General features: G+C 69.2%; 20 protein-coding genes. 8 read left to right on the forward strand and 12 right to left on the reverse strand.

The features are described from left to right. Positions 1-9 precede the first annotated feature (9 nt). Entirely contained in the window at positions 10-534 is a 525-nt protein-coding gene (locus D7X30_RS13855) for a GNAT family N-acetyltransferase (RefSeq protein ID WP_120563397.1), read from the forward strand. Here D7X30_RS13855 and D7X30_RS13860 read toward each other — a convergent pair. The 3 genes from D7X30_RS13860 to D7X30_RS13870 all read right to left on the reverse strand — a co-directional run bounded on the left by D7X30_RS13860 (position 531) and on the right by D7X30_RS13870 (position 3,401). Next, positions 531-974 (reverse strand): inorganic diphosphatase, encoded by a 444-nt coding sequence (locus tag D7X30_RS13860; RefSeq protein WP_199724285.1) that lies wholly within the window; start codon positions 972-974, stop codon positions 531-533. The two genes, D7X30_RS13855 and D7X30_RS13860, sit on opposite strands and share 4 nt — an antisense overlap. Beyond that, the gene (locus D7X30_RS13865; RefSeq protein WP_120563398.1) at positions 971-1,984 is read right to left on the reverse strand and encodes a stage II sporulation protein M; all 1,014 of its coding nucleotides are present in this window, start codon (positions 1,982-1,984) and stop codon (positions 971-973) included. The genes D7X30_RS13860 and D7X30_RS13865 overlap by 4 nt, the downstream gene beginning before the upstream one ends. 100 nt (positions 1,985-2,084) lie before the next feature. Continuing rightward, complete coding sequence (locus D7X30_RS13870; protein ID WP_370051387.1) at positions 2,085-3,401, reverse strand: bifunctional UDP-sugar hydrolase/5'-nucleotidase; 1,317 nt, start codon at positions 3,399-3,401, stop codon at positions 2,085-2,087. Between the two features lie 303 nt (positions 3,402-3,704). Between D7X30_RS13870 and D7X30_RS13875 the strand changes: the two genes are divergently transcribed. Further along, positions 3,705-5,237 (forward strand): hypothetical protein, encoded by a 1,533-nt coding sequence (locus tag D7X30_RS13875; RefSeq protein ID WP_147443185.1) that lies wholly within the window; start codon positions 3,705-3,707, stop codon positions 5,235-5,237. Between the two features lies 1 nt (position 5,238). On the opposite strand, the gene D7X30_RS13880 is transcribed toward D7X30_RS13875, so the two are convergent. Further along, positions 5,239-8,343, reverse strand: a complete 3,105-nt coding sequence (locus D7X30_RS13880) for a cyclic nucleotide-binding domain-containing protein (protein ID WP_120563401.1) — start codon at positions 8,341-8,343, stop codon at positions 5,239-5,241. Between the two features lie 211 nt (positions 8,344-8,554). On the opposite strand from D7X30_RS13880, the gene D7X30_RS13885 reads away from it, so the two are divergent. Continuing rightward, positions 8,555-9,403 carry an RDD family protein gene (locus D7X30_RS13885; RefSeq protein WP_120563402.1) on the forward strand — a complete coding sequence of 283 codons (849 nt, stop codon included), beginning with the start codon at positions 8,555-8,557 and terminating at the stop codon, positions 9,401-9,403. Here the strand turns inward: D7X30_RS13885 and D7X30_RS13890 are convergent. Next, positions 9,345-9,863, reverse strand: coding sequence for a hypothetical protein (locus D7X30_RS13890; protein WP_120563403.1), 519 nt, complete (start codon positions 9,861-9,863; stop codon positions 9,345-9,347). The genes D7X30_RS13885 and D7X30_RS13890 overlap by 59 nt on opposite strands. Before the next feature lie 103 nt (positions 9,864-9,966). Here D7X30_RS13890 and D7X30_RS13895 point away from each other — a divergent pair, with 103 nt between their 5' ends. Together D7X30_RS13895 and D7X30_RS13900 are read left to right on the forward strand one after the other, a co-directional pair. Continuing rightward, on the forward strand, positions 9,967-11,025 hold the full coding sequence (locus D7X30_RS13895; RefSeq protein ID WP_199724299.1) for a lipopolysaccharide assembly protein LapB: 1,059 nt from the start codon (positions 9,967-9,969) through the stop codon (positions 11,023-11,025). 27 nt (positions 11,026-11,052) lie between these two features. Next, positions 11,053-12,108 carry an FHA domain-containing protein gene (locus tag D7X30_RS13900; RefSeq protein WP_120563404.1) on the forward strand — a complete coding sequence of 352 codons (1,056 nt, stop codon included), beginning with the start codon at positions 11,053-11,055 and terminating at the stop codon, positions 12,106-12,108. 112 nt (positions 12,109-12,220) lie between these two features. Here D7X30_RS13900 and sctV read toward each other — a convergent pair whose 3' ends face one another. Both sctV and D7X30_RS13910 read right to left on the reverse strand, forming a co-directional pair. Beyond that, entirely contained in the window at positions 12,221-14,347 is a 2,127-nt protein-coding gene (gene sctV / locus D7X30_RS13905) for a type III secretion system export apparatus subunit SctV (RefSeq protein ID WP_120563405.1), read from the reverse strand. An 86-nt stretch (positions 14,348-14,433) separates the two neighbouring features. After that, complete coding sequence (locus D7X30_RS13910) at positions 14,434-14,901, reverse strand: tetratricopeptide repeat protein (RefSeq protein ID WP_120563406.1); 468 nt, start codon at positions 14,899-14,901, stop codon at positions 14,434-14,436. 253 nt (positions 14,902-15,154) lie between these two features. Between D7X30_RS13910 and D7X30_RS13915 the strand changes: the two genes are divergently transcribed. The 3 genes from D7X30_RS13915 (at position 15,155) to D7X30_RS13925 (ending at position 16,394) form a co-directional block, all read left to right on the forward strand. Then, a complete protein-coding gene (locus tag D7X30_RS13915) occupies positions 15,155-15,388 on the forward strand; it encodes a hypothetical protein (RefSeq protein WP_014398410.1) in 234 nt (77 codons plus the stop codon). Positions 15,389-15,657: 269 nt separating this feature from the next. Next, positions 15,658-15,891 carry a hypothetical protein gene (locus tag D7X30_RS13920; protein ID WP_014398410.1) on the forward strand — a complete coding sequence of 78 codons (234 nt, stop codon included), beginning with the start codon at positions 15,658-15,660 and terminating at the stop codon, positions 15,889-15,891. A 269-nt stretch (positions 15,892-16,160) separates the two neighbouring features. Next, entirely contained in the window at positions 16,161-16,394 is a 234-nt protein-coding gene (locus D7X30_RS13925; protein ID WP_014398410.1) for a hypothetical protein, read from the forward strand. Positions 16,395-16,666: 272 nt separating this feature from the next. Here the strand turns inward: D7X30_RS13925 and D7X30_RS13930 are convergent, their stop codons facing one another. The 5 genes from D7X30_RS13930 to D7X30_RS13950 form a co-directional block, all read right to left on the reverse strand. After that, positions 16,667-16,993, reverse strand: a complete 327-nt coding sequence (locus D7X30_RS13930) for a hypothetical protein (protein ID WP_120563407.1) — start codon at positions 16,991-16,993, stop codon at positions 16,667-16,669. Positions 16,994-17,125: 132 nt separating this feature from the next. Further along, positions 17,126-17,686, reverse strand: coding sequence for a hypothetical protein (locus D7X30_RS13935; RefSeq protein ID WP_120563408.1), 561 nt, complete (start codon positions 17,684-17,686; stop codon positions 17,126-17,128). Between the two features lie 130 nt (positions 17,687-17,816). Beyond that, on the reverse strand, positions 17,817-18,293 hold the full coding sequence (locus tag D7X30_RS13940) for a SycD/LcrH family type III secretion system chaperone (protein WP_120563409.1): 477 nt from the start codon (positions 18,291-18,293) through the stop codon (positions 17,817-17,819). 3 nt (positions 18,294-18,296) lie between these two features. Then, a complete protein-coding gene (locus D7X30_RS13945) occupies positions 18,297-18,779 on the reverse strand; it encodes a hypothetical protein (protein WP_120528179.1) in 483 nt (160 codons plus the stop codon). Positions 18,780-18,825: 46 nt separating this feature from the next. Next, positions 18,826-19,107 (reverse strand): EscU/YscU/HrcU family type III secretion system export apparatus switch protein, encoded by a 282-nt coding sequence (locus D7X30_RS13950; protein ID WP_120563410.1) that lies wholly within the window; start codon positions 19,105-19,107, stop codon positions 18,826-18,828. Positions 19,108-19,117: the final 10 nt, after the last annotated feature.

Genomic DNA, 19,117 nt, shown 5'->3' on the forward strand with positions numbered 1-19,117 from the left:
AGGGGCCACATGATCCGGGCGGCATTCCAGACGGCGGACTTCACGGCGGTCCCCGTCGACGACAACGACACGCACCTCGTGCAGCCGCTCCTCGACCGCTGCGAGGACTACCACCAGATTGCCTACGGCCGTCCCGCCCTCCCGGATCAGGCCCGGAACATCCCTCGCGAAAGGCCCCCCACGCTCGGCCCAGGACAGGGCCGCCTCTTCGCGCTTCGCGACGCGCAGGGCAGCCTCGCGGGGATGCTCGAAGCCCTGCGTGACTTTCCTGCGCCGGGAGAGTGGTACATCGGCCTGCTCCTCCTCGCGCCAGAGGCCCGAGGCCACGGCCGGGGCGAGGCCGTGCTGAGCGCCTACGCGGACTACGTGCGCGCGAACGGAGGCCGGCTGCTTCGGGTGGCGGTGGTGGAGCACAACGAGGTCGGTCGCCGCTTCTGGACGCGCGTGGGCTTCCAACCGGAGCAATGGGTGGGCCCCATCGAGCAGGGCCTCCGTTGGAACCGGGTCCTGAAGATGACGAAGGTCCTCGACTAGGCCTCGGGCCCCTCGCGCAGCCAGCCCACGAAGCGCGTGTCCGGCACGTCGCCGCGCACGCGGTGCAGGCCCCGCTTGAACAGCGCGTAGACGCGGAAGAAGCGCTCCAGGCCCGCGCGCTCCGACGCCGTCATCGGATGCGTCCCGCACACCACCTTCGGGTCGCCCTTCCCCGCGTCGATGAAGCCCAGCACGGCCACCACCGGCACGCGCACGCGCTGCCCCTGCGACAGCCGAGGCCCCAGCACCACCGCGTCCAGCGGGTCCCCGTCATCCGACAGCAGGCCCGGAATGGAGCCGTAGTTGTACGGACACGGCAGCGGCGACACGAAGTCCACGGAGCCGTCCGCGCGCCGCTTCACCATCGAGAAGCGCGGGCACTCAATCAGCACCTCCGGCTCGCGAGGCAACGGAGGCACGGCCAGGTCCGGCCCAATCATCCCGCCAGCTCCGCCGTCGCACGCGCATCCCCGCGCCGGCCGCGCATCCAGTCCGACAGCAGGTACGCGTAGACGCCCGCCCCCACCGTGAGCGCGAAGCCGACCTTGAAGGCCACCGACAGCTTCGGCGGGTGGATTTGCGACACGGTGCCTTCGATGAAGCCCGCGAGCACGAACAGCACCAGCGTGCCGAACAGCATCTTCACCGCCGTCACCGCCTCCTTGCGCAGCGCCTGCCCACGAGACAACCCACCCGGCGCCACCATGCCCCGCGCGATGACGAGCCCCGCCGCGCCCGCGATGCAGATGGCCGAAATCTCCGGGATGCCGTGCGGAAGGATCCACGCCCAGAACCACCCGGCCATCCCCTTCGCCGCGTAAACCTGCGCGAGCGCCCCCAGGAACAGGCCGTTGGTGAACAGCATCACCGCCGTGCCCAGCCCCAGCGTGACACCCAGCGCGAACGCCAGGAACGCCACCTGGATGTTGTGCGTGAAGAGGAACGTCGTGAACTGGGCCTGCTCCTCCACGCTCATCCCCTTGCCCGCGGCCTCGTCGGCGGCGCGCTTCACGGGGTCCATGCTCACGTGCTGCTCGGGCACCAGGTAGTGCGCGGCATCCGGATCCACCACCATGCCCACGTAGCCGAAGCCCGCGCCCGCCAGGAACAGCAGCACCGACGCCACGTACATGCGCCACTCGTGGTGCAGGAGCGCAGGGAAGCCGCGCGCCACGAAGGCCCACACGTCCGCGAACCGAGGCCGGCTTCCCGGGTACGTCAGCGCGTACGCGCGGCCCACCAGGTCGTTGAGGTACGCGCTCACGTCCGCGGAGCCGCTGCGCGCGCGCACCCACAACAGGTCGCTGGAGACGGCGCGGTACAGCTTCCCCAACGAGCGGGCCTCGTCCAGGCTCAGCTTGCGCAGTCCCTCGCCCTCGGACTTGTCCAGCAGCGACTCCAGTTGCTGCCAGCGCGGGCGCCGCGTCTCGATGAACTCCGCCATCTCCATGGGCCCACTCTAACCGAGCCCGGAAACGGCGAGGCGCCGGCCGCCCTCCCCGTTTCGAGGGAGGACTCCGGCGCCCCGGTGCTTCAGGACCACGGAAGCGCTACTTGACCAGCTTCTCCAGCGGCTTCGCCTCGGTGGAGGCCTGGGCCTCCGTCCACTCGACGACCGGCGTCTGCCACGCCATGCCCGTCTCCGCCGGGTCCGTGTCCAGCTTCTCGAAGTCGAAGCCGTCACCGCCGAAGTACAGGTACTCCACCGTGGCGACCGTGTACTCCTTCTTCGGATCCAGCGCCTTGCCCTGGGCGTCCTTGAACTTGCCCTTGCCCGCCGGGGTGAAGCCGGCCATGAGCGCGTCCGGGTTCGCCAGCTGCTTGGCCAGGTCCTCGCCCTTGAGCTTCACGGTGAGCAGCGAGTTCTCGAACGGCATCGCCGAGTACACGCTGCCCAGCGTCACCTCACCCTTGGCCAGGCCATTGCGGATGCCGCCCTTGTTGAGGATGGCCCCGTCGGTGTTGAGCTGCGTGCGCACCGCGCCCGCCACCCACTTCGCCATCAGCGGCGAGTCCTGCGGGATGCCCGTCTTGGTGAAGCCGATCTTCCGGCCCAGCGCCTGGTCCACCTTCGTCTGCCACTCCGCGATGCGCTTCGCCGTCTCCGCGTCCGGCGTGCCGCCCGCGACCGCGACGACCTTCGTGTCCACGCCGGTCAGCTTCTGGCCCGCCGCCTTCGACGGGTCGAACTTCAGCTGCGCGCGCAGGTACGAATCAAAGCCGCGGCCCAGCGACGCGTAGGTGGTGTCACCTTCCGTCTTCACGCCCGGGGCGTCCGTGCCGCAGCGGCCACCGGCCACCAGCGACACCTTCCAGTCCGCGTGCTTCGCCAGCACCGGCTGCAGGTCCGTGGGGCACTGGTCCGCGACAATCACCACCACGTCCGCGCCCGCCTTGCGCGCCTCCGGAACGGCCGTGTTCAGCGCGTCCTCGTTGGGGGTGACCTCCAGGCCCTCCGCGCGGCCGGACATCGCCGTGCGCACCGTCTTCTGCGAGGTGAGGCCCACCACCGCAATCTTCAGGCCCCGCCGCTCGTAGACCTGGAACGCGGGCATGGACAGGTCCTTGGCCAGCGTCGCGTCCGTCACCTTCAGGTTCGCGGCCAGGAAGGGGAAGCCCCCGGCCGTGCGGTTCTTCAGAAAGGAATCCTTGGCGTACGACAGCTCGTGGTTGCCCAGCGCGGAGGCCGCATAGCCCATGTGCCCCATCACTTCGGCCGTCGGAGCACCCAGGAAGAAGGAGGAGATGGCCGGGCCCGTCCACAGGTCGCCCGTCGTCAGGGCGAGCGTGCCGGCATCCGCACAGGTCGCCTGGCCATCCTTCAGCGGACCGGCACAGTGCTTTTCATCATTCACCCAGCGGCCCATCAGCTCCGCGGCGCCGCCCTTGCCCTCGACGGGCAGAAGCTGGCCACGCGCGCTGCCGGTGACGAGCACCGTCACCTCGTTGGGCACGGCGGGCTTCGCGGGCTCGGCCGCCGGGGGCGTGGCCGGAGCCGGCGGGGGAGTCTTCTCACAACCCGCGAGGGCTCCCAAGGCGAGGACCAGCGCGCCGGACGACAGCGTGAGCTGGCGGGAAGGACGACGGAAGGGACGCAGCGAGAGAAGGTTCGGGTTCACGGTCGGGCCTTTAGCACATCCCCGCCGTGGTAGCGTGAGGCAATGACGGGCATGAAAGGCAAGGATTTCAAGCCTTTACAGGAGGAGAAGGACGGCGGGACTCCCAGTGGACGAGGGGACTCCCAGGGTCGGAACTTCGCCTCGGAGTTCTGGGGCGAGGTCCGGGGCGGCGCCGAGCACTTCCAGTCCACGAAGGGCCAGCTGCCCAAGGGCCGCATCCGCCAGTTCTTCTATGGGGTGGCCCTGCCCTTCCACATCGCCCGCGTCACGCTCGCGAGCCCCGCGGTCCGCGCCACCTACGTGAAGGTGACCGCGCTCCAGACGGCGTTCCTGCTGGCCATCGCCGCGGGGTGGGCGTTCCACGAGTTCGACGGCGACAAGGAGGAGAAGAGGCAGGAGCGGAAGCACGAGACGCCCGAGGCCCGGGCCACGCGTGAGCAAGCGCAGGCCCGTATCGATCAGCGGGCGAAGGAGCTGGAGGCCGCGAAGGGCGATCCAGCCGCGATGAAGAAGGCGCTCACCGCGCTCATCGAAGAGGCCGTCAACGCGGGCAAGGCCGGCGACCTCCCTCCGAGCGAAGCCGCCACTGCCGCCGAGGATGCGGCCGATGAGGCCGCCGCTGCCGCCGAGGACGCGAAGGAGGAACACAAAGGGGCCGGACAGGAGCCCCGCGCGGCCGAGCCGCAAGCCGGCTCCGAGCCGAACACCGGCGAGACCGCGAGCGACACCGAAGACGCGGAGGACTCCCTGGGCGACCAGATCTCCGCCATCGTCCGGGCGGAGGTGGAGGAGGCCCTCCGGGATGTCCCGAAGGCGAACGCGAAGGGTCCGCGCATCCAGAAGGAACGCCAGAAGAAGGGGTTCAACGTCGACGCGCCGCAGGTGCGCAACGGCGTCTTCTTCCTGGGCAGCTGGGAGTTCTGGGCGCTCTTCTTCGGCTCGCTGAGCGCGGTGCAGTGGATCGTCGTCGCCCTGTCGCGCGACTACCACACGGTCATCTCCCGCGAGGCCAGCCTCGCCACCGGAGTGCCGCCCGAGGACCCCGACATCACCCCGCACGTGCGCCTCAACGTGCCCTGGCTGCGCGCCAAGCTCCAGCGCCGCTGGAGGGCCTTCCTGCTGTTCGTGATGGGGATGCCCGCCATCATCCTGCTCTGCATCCCCCTGTGCTGGTTCCCGCGCTCGTTCACCCTCCTCAGCGGCGCCTGGGGCTTCTGGTGGCTCCTCGTCTTCACCGCCGCCAAGAGCGACCGCGCGTGGATGGCCCCCGTCACGCGTCCGCCCTGGTTCGTGCGCGTCTGGAGCGCGCTGCCCGCCCTGCACGGCTGGCCCCTGCGCAACTACGTGGCGCGCCTGGCCCGCCGCGCGGAGGGCGTCGCCGCGCCCATCGCCGTCGTGGAGCGTCAGCCGTGGGTGTTCGCTGGGCTCGCGCTCACGCGGTTCGTGGGCAGCCTCCCGCCGTTCCGTTGCTTCACGCGGCCGTTCATCTCGGTGGCCTCGGCGCACCTCATCGGCCTGGACCCCGCGCAGCCGCCCGCGCTCAAGAGCGGCGAAGCCACGCCCGCGCACGGCGCGGGGGACTGACTCACACGTCCGAGGGCGCGTTGCCTTCGGGCGGCAGGCCGCCAATGCCCTCCAGCGGCGCGTGGGGCTGCTGGGGAGCGCCCAGCTCCAGCCGCTGACCCTCTTCACGGCGCGCGGGCAGGTCGATGACGCTCTGGAGCTGCTGGCTCACGGAGCGGAAGAAGCCGGTGAGCAGCTCCGGCCGGTCCGCGAGCAGGTCCAGGAAGTCGCGCCGGTCGATGACGAGCACGCGCGAGTCCACCGCTGCCACCATGTCCGTGGGCCGGGGCGCGCCGTCCAGCAGGCTCACCTCGCCGATGGCCTCCTTCGCCTGGAAGCGCAGCACGTGCTCGCCGTTGCGGAACGCGTCCACCGCGCCCTCGACGATGACGTAGAGCGCGTCGCCCGGGTCGCCCTGGCTGTAGAGCCGCTGGCCCGCCTTGTAGGACGCCTCGCGCGCCACCTCCGCGATGGCGGCGATGTCGTCCACGTCGCTCTGCGAGAAGACGCTCACGCCCTCCAGGGCGAACATCCGTTGGACGATGGTATCGCTCATGTCACCCTCCTGCGGGAGCACGTCCAGGCCGTTCACCCGCGCTACGTGGCGGGCGCACGCGCGCAGCACCAGGTCCTCACTCTGCACGAGCCCCGCCAGCCGCCGCCACAGACGGCCCGGCGCTCCGGGCGGCAGCTCGCGGTGGTGGGCCTCCACCTGCTCCATCACCAGCTCGCGCTCCTCCTGCGCCACCAGGTTCTCCAGCAGCTCCAACGCATAGGCGCGGCGGCGCGAATCGTTGCCCACCAGGTGCTGGTGGATGCGGCGCATGGCCTGCGGCGGATGCAGGAGTCCCAGGAGGAAGAACGACAACTCCAGCGCCTGATCCAACCGGTCGCCCACCGCGCGGGTGAGCAGCGACTGGGGCCCCAGCGCCGCCTGCACGTCGCGGAAGGCCCCCACCAGCTGGCGGTACGTGTCGCGGCGGCGGCCCAGCGCCTCGTGGATGCGGTCCACGTCCACCGGGTGATCCGGCTGCTCCTCGCGCAGGCGCGACAGCTGCGCGCCAATGCGGAAGTGCAGCGCCGCGTCGTCACGCACGTTGGAGAACAGGAGCGCGTTGAGCGCCGCGGACGAACCGATGCCGCGCAGCACACGGGGCAGTTGCATCCGCATGGCCAGCGGCGCGGCCTTGTTGTTGAGCTGCAGCTCCAGCAGCGGCGTCACCGCGTCGCCCAGCTGCACCAGCGACTCGCGCGCGGCCGGACGCTCCTCGCGCCAGCCGAGGAACGGCAAGAGGCGCGGCGCCAGCTCCACGTAGCCGCCCTCGCCCACCGCCGTCAGCGCCACGCGCCGCACGGAGATGTCCATGTCCTCCAGGTAGAGCGACAGCGGCCCCGCGAAGCGAGGGTCCTTCAGCCGGCCCAACAGCCGCGCCACCTCGCGCCGCTCGGCCACGGGCGCGTGGTCGCCCTTCGCCAGCAACTCGCGCAGGGACTCCAGCGCCGCGGAGTTGCCCTGCGTGCGCATCAGCGCGCCAATCGCCGCGCAGCGCAGGCCCACGTCGGAGCTGGTGAGCAGCGGCGGCAAGAGCCGCTCCGCGCGCTCCGGGGACAGCCGCGCCAGGGCCCACACGGCCTGGTCTCGGGGGCGCCGGGGGCCCTCCTCCACCAGCCGCTCCAACATGGGCGCCAGCTCCCGAGCCTCCATGGACAGGGCCAGCGTCACGCCGCGCTCCTGCACGCGCTCGTGGGGATGGGAGAGGAGCGCGGCCAGGTGTTGCCGCAGGGGCGCGGCCTCCGCCTGCTCCAGCATGTCCACCGCGCGCAGCACCCGCTCCGGCGTGGGCGCGCCCAGCGCATCCACCAGCAGCTTCTGCGCCTCGCCGCCCAGCTCCACCTCTTCCTCTTCGTGCGCGCCCACCTGCTCGCCCAGCGCCGTGAGGTACGCGGGCTTCAGGCGCACGAGCAACAGGCCCAGCGCGGCGCACAGCATCACCACCGCCACCGCCATGGTGATGCCGTTGGCGCCCCGGCCCGCGCCGATGAGCAGCAGGCCCGCCAGCACCACGCCGCCCTTGCGCAGAAGGCCGTCCACCGCGCTCCGCAGCCCCTCGCGCTGCTCGTCCGGCACCGCCGCGTAGAGCAGCTGGATGCCCACCGGCAGGATGGAGTAGCTCACCGCCGTCTCCACCAGCCGCAACAGGTGCACCGGCCACAGCTGCCCGGTGGCCAGCGTGGCGCCCGCCAGCGGCGCGAGCACCAGCGGCACCAGCGCCAGGTACATGAGCAGGCCCATGCGCTTGAGCAGCCGCTCCGCCACGAGCAGCTGGAACGCCACGCAGAACAGGCCAATCCAAAGCTGCAGCGAGCCGAACAGCGCCGCCAGCCCGTCCTCGCTCAGCGTGCCCTCCACGCGCAGGCGGAAGAGGTAGTCCACGAAGGACGACAGCACCGCGAACGCGATGCCCAGCGCAGCCAGCACCTGCGCGTACGGGCTCTCCCCCAGGTAGCGCCACGCCGGGAACCACGCCTGCAGCGAGCGCGTGCGCGGGGGCGGCGCCGGCTCCGCCTTGTGCAGGTGGTGGAAGATGGCGCCCGCGGCCAGCAGGCTCACCGCGCCGCTCACGACCACGGCGGGAGTGCCCAGCCGCACCGCCAGCGCCTGCACCAGCAGACCGCCCGCGATGCCGCCGCCCATGCCAAAGCCATTGAGCACGGTGAAGGCCCGGCGCGCCTCGCGCGCATCGAACGCGGACGCCATGCGGCCCCAGAAGCGGAACGACACGAACGTGCTGAAGCAGTCCGCGAACAGGTACAGCGCCAGCGCCGGCATGCGCTGCCCCGCGGACAGCGCCGCCGCCAGCCCCAAGGCCAGCACCCCGCCCACCCCGGTGAGGATGCCCGGGGACTCGGTGGGCGCGTCCGGCCGGGCGCGCGGCAACAGCGTCAGCGACGCCGTCATCAACGCACCCAGGAGGTAGAGGTACGGCAGCGCCTGGGACTCGAAGCGCGACAACACCAGCGCGTTCGCGGACGTCTTGAGCTGCGTCACCCCAGCGATGAGCGCGAACTGGAACGCACCCGCCGGCAGGACGCGGCGGTTCCAGGATGAGGTTTCAGGAGGGGCCACGGGCGCGGGAATGCGGACAGGATAACGTGGAGCCCGCTATTCACGAATACCACTCTTCAGGTCCTGGCAGCATCCACCCTCCCGTCGGAGCCGGCCGCCCGCCTGCCTGGCGTCGGGGCCGGACTCCGGACTGGGAGTCCTTGAGGCCCCACGGAAGGACACTCCCGGGAGCCCCACGGAACGCGGGCCGTGTGGCGTACACTCCGGCGCCGTGACGCCCACCCCCGACACCCTGCTCGACGGCACCCACACGGTGCTGACCCCGGAGTACGTGGAGTTCCGCTTCACGCTGGCGGGGGTGTACTCGCGCTTCCTCGCGTGGCTGGTGGACGCGCTCATCGTCGGCTTCGCCACGACGGTGGTGCTGCTGGTGTTCCAGGTGGCCATGGCCGCGTTCCCGGGGTTCGCCAGCGCGCTGGGCATCGTCGTCTACTTCCTGGTGGACTGGGGCTACGGCATCACGCTGGAGACCGCGTGGGCCGGCCAGACGGTGGGCAAGCGCGTGATGTCCCTCCGGGTCATCCAGGAGAGCGGCGTGCGCATCGGCTTCTACCACGCGGCCCTGCGCAACCTGGCGCGCGTGGTGGACCGGCTGCCGCTGCTCTATCTCGTGGGCGGCTCGGTCGCGCTCGTGTCGCGCTCGCACCAGCGGCTGGGGGACCTGCTGGCCGGCACCATCGTCGTGCGCGAGCGGCGCCTCAAGGTGCCCTCCGCCCTGGAGACGCGCGGCGAGGAGGGCCTGCTCGCGGATCCGCTGTTCGTCTCGCGCGTGAAGCGGCTGTCCACCGAGGAGCGGGAGCTGGTGCTGTCCGCCGCCTTGCGCCGCGAGGAGCTGCGGCTGGAGGCCCGGCTCACGCTGTTCTCCGCGCTGGGCGCCCGGCTCCAGGACTCGCTCGCCATGGAGAAGCCCGCCCACCTCTCGGACGAGAAGTGGACGCTGCTCGTCGCCGCCGCCCTGCTGCCCGCCCCGGGAGCACGCCCGGGACGTCCCGCGTCCGGACCTAGAAGTACGTCGCCAGGCCCACGGAGCCCGTCAGCGACGTCTGCGTATCCTCGTTGAGCGCGATGTAGAAGTTGTACTGCGCGCGCACGCCCAGGCTCACCGAGTCGCTGAGGAAGAAGTCCACGCCCGCGTTGGGCCCGATGCCCACGAAGTTGCTGACGCTGTCCTTGAAGACGATGAGGTAGCTCACGTCCGTGCCGATGTACGGGCGGATGGCCTCCTCCAGCAGCAGGTAGCGGATGCCCAGCGACGGCGCCAGCCCCACCACGCGCTTCTCCGGCCTGGAGTAGGTGTCCTTGGGGAACATCAGCTTCGACAGCGAGACGACCTCGAAGCCGTTCTCGATGTAGAGGCTGCCCTCCAGGCCGATGAACGGCGTGCCCGCGAGGCCCGCGGTCTCCTTGAAGTCCATGTAGCCCAGCGACAGTCCCAGACTCCGGTTGGAGAACTGCGCGTGAGCAGGAGCCGCGCCCAGCAGGGCAGCGAGCAAGCCGAAAGCACAAAGGTAGGTACGCATGGCGGCGCACTCTACAGCCGCCCTAACCCCTGGAAAACAGCGCTGATTCAGCGGCAGGCCGGCGTTGCCTCACGGGGTGGCGCTCTCCTACACTCGGCCGGCCATGCGTCTTCGCCTCTTCCTCACGCTGACCGCCGCCGCTTCCCTCACCACCACCGCCTGCCTCAGCACGCCGCCCCCCCACGAACGGGCGCTCATCAACAACGAGCTGTGCGCGCAGGAGATGGCCAACGGGGACCTGCAGAAGGCGGAGACCTACTGCAACCTGGGCCTGGAGTTCTCCCCCCAGTACGCGGACCTGTGGGCCAACAAGGGCCTCATCGCCATGTACTCGGGCAACAAGGGCAAGGCGAAGGAGTTCTTCATCAAGGCCCTGCGCTTCAACCAGGAGCACCTGCAGGCCTACCAGAACCTGGGCGTCCTCTACCTGGAGGAAGGCGCCTACGGTAAGGCCCACGACAACTTCAAGCGCGCCCTGCAGGTGAACCCGGACAACCTGGAGTCGCGCTACGACCTGGGCCTCACCTTCATGAAGATGGGCAAGAAGAAGGAGGCCAAGAAGGAGTTCGACACGCTGCTCGCGGTCAACCCCAACGTGGCCAACGCCCACCACAACCTCGGCATCATGGCCTACGAGGACAAGGACCTGGAGTCCGCCTTCGAGCACATCTCCCAGTCCGCCCAGCTCACCCCGGACTCCGCGGAGGTGTGGCACGACCTGGGCACGGTGCTGATGGAGCAGAGCCGCTTCGCGGAGGCCCGCGAGGCCTTCGGCAACTGTGCCCGCCTGGATGAGAAGAACTCCAGCTGCCTCAACAGCCTCGCCGTCGCCCAGCGCAAGGTGGCCCTCACCGACTCCGCCCTCAAGGAGCTGAAGGACACCCAGACGGCGGAGAACAGCGCCCCGGCCATGTACCTGCTCGCGCGCCAGTACCGCGAGAAGGGCCTGCTCACGGAGGAGGAGAACGCCTACCGCAAGTGCGTGAAGCTGGACGCCAAGTTCGCGCCCTGCCACTTCGGCCTCTTCCAGATCTTCAACGAGGCCCACAAGCAGAACCACGCTCAGACGGCGTGCAAGAACTTCATGAAGTTTGGAACCTCCGAGGAATTCCCCACCGAGTACACGACGTGTGAGAGATTCCTCGCCAACGACTCGTTCTAGCCGTCCCTTCGGGTAGCGACACACGCGATGAGCGTCCGTCTGACCGTCACACAGCGCAGCGAGGCCGGAGGCGCCTCGGGCAAAGAGGTCGTCCTCGACGACTCCGTCATCACCCTGGGGCGGGACAAGACCTGCCAGGTGGTGCTCCCGCAGCAGGCGGTGTCGCGCAACCACGCGCGCATCATCCAGGAGGGCACCCTCTACTTCCTGGAGGACCTGGGCAGCGCCTACGGCACGAAGATCAACGGCAAGGCGCTCCCCAAGGGAGAGAAGGAACTGCTGCGCAACGGCGACGTCATCGCCATCGCGCAGTACGACGTCCGCTTCGACAAGGTCGTCGAAATCGCTCCGGACGTCAGCGACAAGACGTCCTTCCTCGCGCGCGGCGCCTTGAAGGACGCGATGCGCGGGCTCGCCGGCGGCGAGGAGCGCTTCCTGCGCTACATGAACGGCCCGCGCGAGGGCCAGCGCATCGAAATCTCCGAGGCCCAGGAGCACGTCTTCGGCCGCGACGAGAAGGAAGCCGACGTCATCCTCAAGGACGACCTCGTCTCCCGAAAGCACGCCAAGGTGCGCCGCGACTGGTCCGGCACGCACGTGGAGGACCTGGGCAGCCGCAACGGCATCAAGGTCAACAAGAAGCGGGTGAACCGCAAGGCGCTCAAGGACGGCGACGAGCTGGAGATTGGCTCCACCCGCTTCGTCTACGTGGACCCCGCCGAGCCCCCCGACGAGCCCGCGGTGAGCCTCTCCTCGGAGAGCTCCGCCGTCGTTCCGGCCCCCTCGCCGCCGCGCCCCTCCCCGCCCAAGCGCGAGGAGCCGCCCCCGCCGGAGCCCGAACCCGAGCCGCAGCCCGAGCCCGAACCGGCGCCGCCGGAGGAGCAGCCCGCCTCCGAGGATGGCTCCGCGTCCTCCTCCGAGGAGCCGCAGCCCGACGGTGGCGAGGAGATGCCCCCGCCGGAGCCGGAGCCGGCGGCCGTGTCCGCGCTGGCGGACAAGAAGAAGCTCGTCCCGCTCATCGTGATGGGCGTGGTGGGGCTGAGCTTCCTGGTGCTGATGATCGCCGTGCTCGCGGGCGCCTGAGCCGCGCCCTTGCGCGCCACGGCGCCGCCCTTCCCTTCCTCCCCGCGAAAAACGACAAGGGCCCCCGCTCAAAGAAGCGGAGGCCCCGGGTCCTTCACACGCGCCCTCGCCGCTACCGGCCGGAGGAGATGCGCGCCACCGGCTGGATGTTCAGGTCCGGGGACAGCTCCTGGTAGCTGAGGATGGAGAACGAGGGGTTGAACTCGTACTCCAGCAGCTTGCGCACGTAGCGGCGGATGTCCATCGCCGTGAGGATGACGGGGCGCTGGGCGCTGGGCGGCAGGTGGCCACATTCCGAGCGCACCGCGCCGACAATCTCCTGGGCGATCTCCGGCTCCAGCGCCAGGTGCGCGCCCGCGGAGGTGCGCTTGATGGAGCTGCGGATGGCCTCCTCGATGTTCGGGTCGAGCAGGTACACCACCAGCGTGCCGGTGCCGCGCGCGTACTTGTGGGAGATGTAGCGGCGCAGCGAGGCGCGGACATGCTCGGTGAGCATGACGTTGTCCGCCTCCACCTGGCCGTACTCGGACAGGGCCTGGAGGATGCCGCGCAGGTCGCGGATGGAGAGCTCCTCCTCCACCAGGCGCCCGAGGATGTCCGTCAGCTTCAGCACGTTGACGATCTTCGGGACCACTTCCTTGACGATGGCCGGGAACGCCTTCTCCAACTGCTCCAGCATCGTCTGCGTCTCCTGCACGCCCACGAACTCGCGCGCGTTCTTCCGGAGCACGGCGGCGGTGTGCAGGATGATGTAGCCGGGCACGTCCCAGGTGGTGAGGCCCGCGGACTCGAGCATCTCCCGGAACTGCTCGGGCACCCACGCGGCCGGCTGGCGCGTCGCGGGGTTGATGGCCTCGAAGCCGGGGATGTTCATCAGCTTGAGGCGCTCCACCGTGTCGTTCACCAGGATGTGGCCCAGGGTGGCCTGGCCGGTGACGACGGGCACTTCGTTGATTTGAATCTGGTAGGCCCCGGGAGGCAGGCCGCCGTTGCCGCGCGCGCGCACGCCGGGGAAGCGCACGCCCAGCTCCACGAAGAGGCCGTCGCGCATGAACGGGATGAGCTCGAAGAGGAACTTGCCGCCGTCCTGCCGCGAGTCCACGAAGGGCACCAGCGCGTCGGACACCTCCAGCACGATGGGCGTGACGACGGGGATGAACAGCTCCGAGTCCGGGTTGAGCTGCTCCTTGGGCGGAGGCTCGGCGGACACGGGCGTGCCGAAGCTGGACTCCATCGCGGGGCCGGCTTCCTCGGCGGCCAGCGCCTCGTCGCGCTTGCGCATCATCGACCAGGCGCCGAAGCCCGCGCCCGCGCCCAGCAGGAAGAAGGGAATCTTGGGGAGGCCGGGGATGAGGCCCAGGCCCACGAGCATGGCCGCCGCGATGGCGATGGCCTTCGGGAAGGCGGTGAGCTGCGTGCCCACGTCCTTGCCCAGGTGCGCGCCCTCCTCCTCGCCGCCCACGCGTGTCACCAGGATACCGGCGCAGGTGGAGATGAGGATGGCGGGGATCATGCCGACCAGACCGTCACCGATGGTGAGCAGCGTGTACTTCTGCGCGGCGTCACCGGCGGCCATGCCCTTCTGCGTGACACCGATGATGAGGCCACCCACGATGTTGATGACCGTGATGATGATGGACGCGATGGCGTCGCCCTTCACGAACTTCATCGCGCCGTCCATGGCGCCGAAGAGCTGGCTCTCACGCTCCAGGTCGCGGCGCTTCTTCTTCATCTGATCCTGATCAATCACGCCCGCGCGCAGGTCCGCGTCGATGGACATCTGCTTGCCGGGCATGGCGTCCAGGGTGAAGCGCGCGGCCACTTCCGCGACGCGCTCCGAGCCCTTGGAGATGACGATGAAGTTCACCACCACCAGGATGAGGAAGAGGATGGCGCCGACGACGAAGTTGCCCTGCACCACGAAGTTACCGAACGCCACCACCACTTCACCCGGGTCGCCGGTGAGCAGGATGAGTCGCGTGGTGGAGATGGTCAGCGACAGGCGGAACATCGTCGTGATCAGCAGGATCGTCGGGAACGACGACAGGTACAGCGCGCTGGGCACGTAGAGGGAGATGAGGAGCAGTACCACCGAGATGCTGATGTTCAGCGTCAGCAACACGTCCAGGATGATCGTCGGCAGCGGGACGATCATCATCGCGACGATGGCCACGACGACCACCGCCAGGACGATGTCGGAGTACTTGTTCAGGAAGCTGTTCGGATCGGCGTTGGCCATCGGCGGGGCCATCCTAATCCGTGCGCGCCCCCGAGCCCAAGGGGGGGCCTTCCCTCACCTGTCCGGCGAGGGAGCCTGCAGACAGCCTACGAGCGGTCCTCGGGGGCTTCGGATTCCGAAGCCTCGTCCGAGCTCTCCAGGGCCGCGGCGGCCAACATGCGCGCACGACGGCTCAAGGGGTCCTTGTCCTCGGGATCCAGCGACACGGCATGCTGGAAGTCGCGGGCCGCTTCCGTCGTCCGGCCCTGGCGCAGGAACGCCTCGCCCCGGTTGACGAAGGGGGTGATGTCCGTGGGGTCCAGCTCGATGGCGCGGTTGAAGCACGTCACGGCGGTGTCCAGGTCCTCCAGCGCCAGATGGCAGGCGCCCAGCGCGGTCTGGAAGTAGGCCTCACTCGAGTCCATGGCCGAGAGCTTCTCGAAGATGGCCAGCGACTCGTTGAAGTTCCCGTCCTGGAAGAGGTTGAAACCCTCCGTGGCCCGCTCGAGCATCTCCGGTCCGGACAGGGGCTTCGCGTTGTCGGTCGACACGGAGGCCTTGGAATCAGTCGTCATCTGCGCAGCACCCTTACAGAAGGCAGGAGGACAGGCGCGAGGACCCGCCTCGTGAGGCTCGGGCGGGCTCCGGGCGCCGGCAGTTTAGACTGTTATCGGCACAACCACCAAAGAGGGTGCGCGCTCCGGAGCCTCCCCGTAAAAAATAAACGGAGGAAAATGGGAGCAGGAAACTCCTGGGCCCTACCCCGGATAATCCTTTTGTAAGCCGCACCGCAGCCCAACCACTGCAGACTTTCTGGAGGATATCGCCATGACGATTACCGCCGCCGCCAACAACTCCCTGAACAGCGCCCTGAGCACCTCGGGTGGCCTGAGCGCCCTCGAGCAGCAGTCGCTGTCCGGCCTGGACAAGGGCAGCCCCGAGTACAAGCGCGCCGAGGCGCAGCTGCTCCTCCAGAAGCTCCAGGAGACGGTCTCCTTCATCTCCAACATGATGAAGAAGAAGAACGAAATCGCGATGGCCACCATCGGCAACCTGCGCTAGTCGCTGGTTGACGCACCTGGCTGTACCTTCCGGCTTCGCTCCGGCCCTCTGGGCCTGGTGCGGAGCCGGTTGCTTTTGCGGGCTGCGCACCCCCGCCCTGCCTGGGGCGACTCCGGCCGGCCGTCATTCCTGATCCTGGCCCCCTCTGGAGCACCGGGGAAAAATCAGGAGAAAATAGGCAGGAGGAAACTCCCTGGCCCTGCCCCGGATAATCCTTTTGTAAGCCGCACCGCAGCCCAACCACTGCAGACTTTCTGGAGGATATCGCCATGACGATCACCGCCGCCGCCAACAACTCCCTGAACAGCGCCCTGAGCACCTCGGGTGGCCTGAGCGCCCTCGAGCAGCAGTCGCTGTCCGGCCTGGACAAGGGCAGCCCCGAGTACAAGCGCGCCGAGGCGCAGCTGCTCCTCCAGAAGCTCCAGGAGACGGTCTCCTTCATCTCCAACATGATGAAGAAGAAGAACGAAATCGCGATGGCCACCATCGGCAACCTGCGCTAGTCGCTGGTTGACGCACCTGGCTGTACCCTCCGGCTTCGCTCCGGCCCCCTGGGCCTGGTGCGGAGCCGGTTGCTTTTGCGGGCTGCGCACCCCCGCCCTGCCTGGGGCGACTCCGGCCGGCCGTCATTCCTGATCCTGGCCCCCTCTGGATCACCGGGGAAAAATCAGGAGAAAATAGGCAGGAGGAAACTCCCTGGCCCCGCCCCGGATAATCCTTTTGTAAGCCGCACCGCAGCCCAACCACTGCAGACTTTCTGGAGGATATCGCCATGACGATCACCGCCGCCGCCAACAACTCCCTGAACAGCGCCCTGAGCACCTCGGGCGGCCTGAGCGCCCTCGAGCAGCAGTCGCTGTCCGGCCTGGACAAGGGCAGCCCCGAGTACAAGCGCGCCGAGGCGCAGCTGCTCCTCCAGAAGCTCCAGGAGACGGTCTCCTTCATCTCCAACATGATGAAGAAGAAGAACGAAATCGCGATGGCCACCATCGGCAACCTGCGCTAGTCGCTGGTTGACGCACCTGGCTGTACCCTCCGGCTTCGCTCCGGCCCTCTGGGCCTGGTGCGGAGCCGGTTGCTTTTGCGGGCTGCGAGCTCCCACTGGAGGCCCCTGGGAATGCCGCTGGGAAGGCCCCGGGGCTGTCCCCAGGACGCGTGGCGGCGGGCGCATGGCGGCGGGCGCATGGCGTGCCCCGCAAAGACTTCGGCCGCCCGAGTCTTCCGCTTGCGCGGGCTCGGACGGCCGGGGTCATGACACCTTCGACAGCGGGGGAAGGACTACTCCCAGAGGTCCGACATCAGCTCCTTGCGGCGGTTCGTCAGACGCCGGAGGAAGTTGTCGGTGCTGATCTTGTCGGAGATCTGCGTGCCGAGCTCCTTGTTCCAGGTCTTCTTGAACTCCGCCTCGGTCTCCGCGGGGGAGTGGTTCTTCGCGAACTCCTCCATGTGGGACGAGACCTTCTTCTGCAGGGCCTCGTTGCGGGACTTGTCCAGGCCGGTGCCCTTCATCTTCTCGTTCATCTGGCCCTGCCAGGCCGTGTTCGAGGAGTTGGACTGGCTGGTACGCGAAGCGGAGCTGGGAGCGCTGCCGTTGATCTTGGTCATGGGGAGGTCCTCCGAGATTTGGAAACCCGCGAAAACTGCCTCTGAAACCATTATCGCGGGTGGAGCCGCAAGGTTGCGTCTCCCCGCGATCCTCCGTGCGCGCCCCCGGGGCCGGGAGCGCGCGGGGCAGGATCAGCCCTTGAGCTTGCCCAGGCTGGGGTTCTTCATCCAGGCCTTGAAGGAATCCAGCTGCTGCTGCTCGCCCTTCACGTCCGGAGTGACCGCGCCCGGGGGCGGGGGCACGTCGCCCAGGGCCGCGGCCCGGTTGGAGTTGCCGGACTCGAAGCCGTCCTTGGCGCCCGTGGAGGGACGCGCACCCGCCTGCGCCGCCGGCGGCTTGCCCGCCGTAGCCGGGGCCGCCGACTCCGTGCCACCGAAGCCACGCGCGTTCAGGTAGGCCGACAGCCACTCCAGGGCGCCCTCGAGGCAGTCCGGCGGCTTGCCCGTGGTGGTGTCCTTGCTGTAGCGCGTGAAGGAGTCCTTCACGTCCTGGAAGGTCTGCCAGTCGATGGCCGCACCAGACTTGGTGTTGGTCATCAGCTTGATGAGGTTGCGCAGCACCTGCTGCTCGGTGCCCTTCGTATCCTTGGCGGCCTTCTCCAGTTCGGGCAGCAGGCTGTCGCGCTTCGCGTGGAGTTCGGCGGGAGCCTCAGGCGGCATCTCAGCGGGAGCCGTCGACTTCTTGTTCGACATGGAATGATCCTCCGGATGTGGAAGGCAGGGGTCGGGGACTAGCCTAGCAGATAGCCCGTCCCCTCCCGAAAGTCCTAATGAACCACGGAAATCATGTGAAACCCAGCTGGTGACCGGGGCGGGCCGTGGATCAGCGACGGGTGAGGGCGCTGACCATCGCGGCGGCCTTGCGCACCACCGGGTCCTCGGCGGGGGGCATCGCCGCGGCGCGGCGCAGATCCTCCAACGCCTGGGGCTTCTGGCCCAGGGCCAGCTTCACCTCCGCGCGGCCCACGTAGACGGAAGGGTCCTGGGGGGCCAGCTTGGCGGCCACGTCGAAGGCGGCCAGCGCGCCCTGCCCGTTGCCCGCGGCCATCTCCACCACCCCGAGCGCCTTGGCGAAGTACACGTCCGTGGGGTTGATGGCGTAGAGGCCCTGGAAGAGCGTGCGCGCCTCCGCCAGCCGGCCCTGGTAGAAGAAGAAGTAGGCCGTCTTGGCGATGGCGTACAGCTCGTCGTTGGAATAGCCGCGCACCTCGCGGAGCGTGGCCTTGCCCTCCGCCCAACGCTGCAGGAGCGCGGTGAGCTTCGCCTCGTCCTGCGGATCTTCCGGGTCCAGCGCCGCCATGGGTCAGTAGCCCTCGTCCTTCTGCTCTTCCCACATGCGGCGGATGATCTCCTGCGACTCCGCGCTCACCTGATCCACCAGCCCCAGCATCGCGGACTCGCGCTGCAACAGGGCCTTGAGGCGCTCCAGGCGCTCCGGCGGCGCGTTCACCTTGGACAGGCCACGCTCCAGCATGCGGCGCTGCCCGTCATCCCCCCGGCCGGCGACGCTGGCCAGGTGCGGCCGGTCACTGAAGCCCTCCAGGTCCGCGTCGTGACCGCCCGGGTGGGGCGGCAGGGGCAGCCGGAGCTCTTCCGACGAGTGCGCCGGACCGATGAAGTCCAGGAGCGCCGCGGAGGGCAGCGACGGGTTCTTGATGTTGCCCGCTTTGCGCAGCTTCTTCGCCCGGTCCAGTTGGGACGGGTCCACCAGCCGCTCGCGGACGCTACGGGGACCTCCCCAGGGCCAAAGCGCGGTGCTGGGGGGCTGATTGTTGATTCTGGCCATGGTGGCCCGACTTCAATACAGGTGGGGGCCCCGCGTCCAGCCCCCTTCAGCGCCCGCCCGTCTGCTCCCGCTGCAGCGCGTAGACGAAGTTCAGCACCTCGGCGACCGCGTCGTAGAGCTCCTCCGGGACCTCCTGCCCCACGTCCACCCGGTACAGGGCGTGAGCCAGGGACACGTTGCGCATCACCGGGATGCCGTACTGCTTGGCGATCTCCCGGATCTTCTCCGCCTTGAGGCGCATCCCCTTCGCCACCACGCGAGGCGCGCCGTCCGCCTTGGTGTCGTACTTGATGGCGATGGCGATGTCCGCCTCTTCGTCGCTGGCCATGGCCTCCTCC

This window comes from Corallococcus sp. AB011P (genome assembly GCF_003611605.1).
GTDB lineage: Bacteria > Myxococcota > Myxococcia > Myxococcales > Myxococcaceae > Corallococcus > Corallococcus coralloides.

Coding starts and splice junctions, on each gene's coding strand:
- D7X30_RS13940 (WP_120563409.1), bottom strand. CDS start 18,293: ATGGCGGCGCTGGACCCGGAAGATCCGCAGGACGAGGCGAAGCTCACC.
- D7X30_RS13900 (WP_120563404.1), top strand. CDS start 11,053: ATGAGCGTCCGTCTGACCGTCACACAGCGCAGCGAGGCCGGAGGCGCC.
- D7X30_RS13920 (WP_014398410.1), top strand. CDS start 15,658: ATGACGATCACCGCCGCCGCCAACAACTCCCTGAACAGCGCCCTGAGC.
- D7X30_RS13875 (WP_147443185.1), top strand. CDS start 3,705: ATGAAAGGCAAGGATTTCAAGCCTTTACAGGAGGAGAAGGACGGCGGG.
- D7X30_RS13895 (WP_199724299.1), top strand. CDS start 9,967: ATGCGTCTTCGCCTCTTCCTCACGCTGACCGCCGCCGCTTCCCTCACC.
- D7X30_RS13935 (WP_120563408.1), bottom strand. CDS start 17,686: ATGTCGAACAAGAAGTCGACGGCTCCCGCTGAGATGCCGCCTGAGGCT.
- D7X30_RS13950 (WP_120563410.1), bottom strand. CDS start 19,107: ATGGCCAGCGACGAAGAGGCGGACATCGCCATCGCCATCAAGTACGAC.
- D7X30_RS13910 (WP_120563406.1), bottom strand. CDS start 14,901: ATGACGACTGATTCCAAGGCCTCCGTGTCGACCGACAACGCGAAGCCC.
- sctV (WP_120563405.1), bottom strand. CDS start 14,347: ATGGCCAACGCCGATCCGAACAGCTTCCTGAACAAGTACTCCGACATC.
- D7X30_RS13930 (WP_120563407.1), bottom strand. CDS start 16,993: ATGACCAAGATCAACGGCAGCGCTCCCAGCTCCGCTTCGCGTACCAGC.
- D7X30_RS13890 (WP_120563403.1), bottom strand. CDS start 9,863: ATGCGTACCTACCTTTGTGCTTTCGGCTTGCTCGCTGCCCTGCTGGGC.
- D7X30_RS13855 (WP_120563397.1), top strand. CDS start 10: ATGATCCGGGCGGCATTCCAGACGGCGGACTTCACGGCGGTCCCCGTC.
- D7X30_RS13915 (WP_014398410.1), top strand. CDS start 15,155: ATGACGATTACCGCCGCCGCCAACAACTCCCTGAACAGCGCCCTGAGC.
- D7X30_RS13865 (WP_120563398.1), bottom strand. CDS start 1,984: ATGGAGATGGCGGAGTTCATCGAGACGCGGCGCCCGCGCTGGCAGCAA.
- D7X30_RS13870 (WP_370051387.1), bottom strand. CDS start 3,401: ATGGGCCGCTGGGTGAATGATGAAAAGCACTGTGCCGGTCCGCTGAAG.
- D7X30_RS13945 (WP_120528179.1), bottom strand. CDS start 18,779: ATGGCCAGAATCAACAATCAGCCCCCCAGCACCGCGCTTTGGCCCTGG.
- D7X30_RS13925 (WP_014398410.1), top strand. CDS start 16,161: ATGACGATCACCGCCGCCGCCAACAACTCCCTGAACAGCGCCCTGAGC.
- D7X30_RS13860 (WP_199724285.1), bottom strand. CDS start 974: ATGATTGGGCCGGACCTGGCCGTGCCTCCGTTGCCTCGCGAGCCGGAG.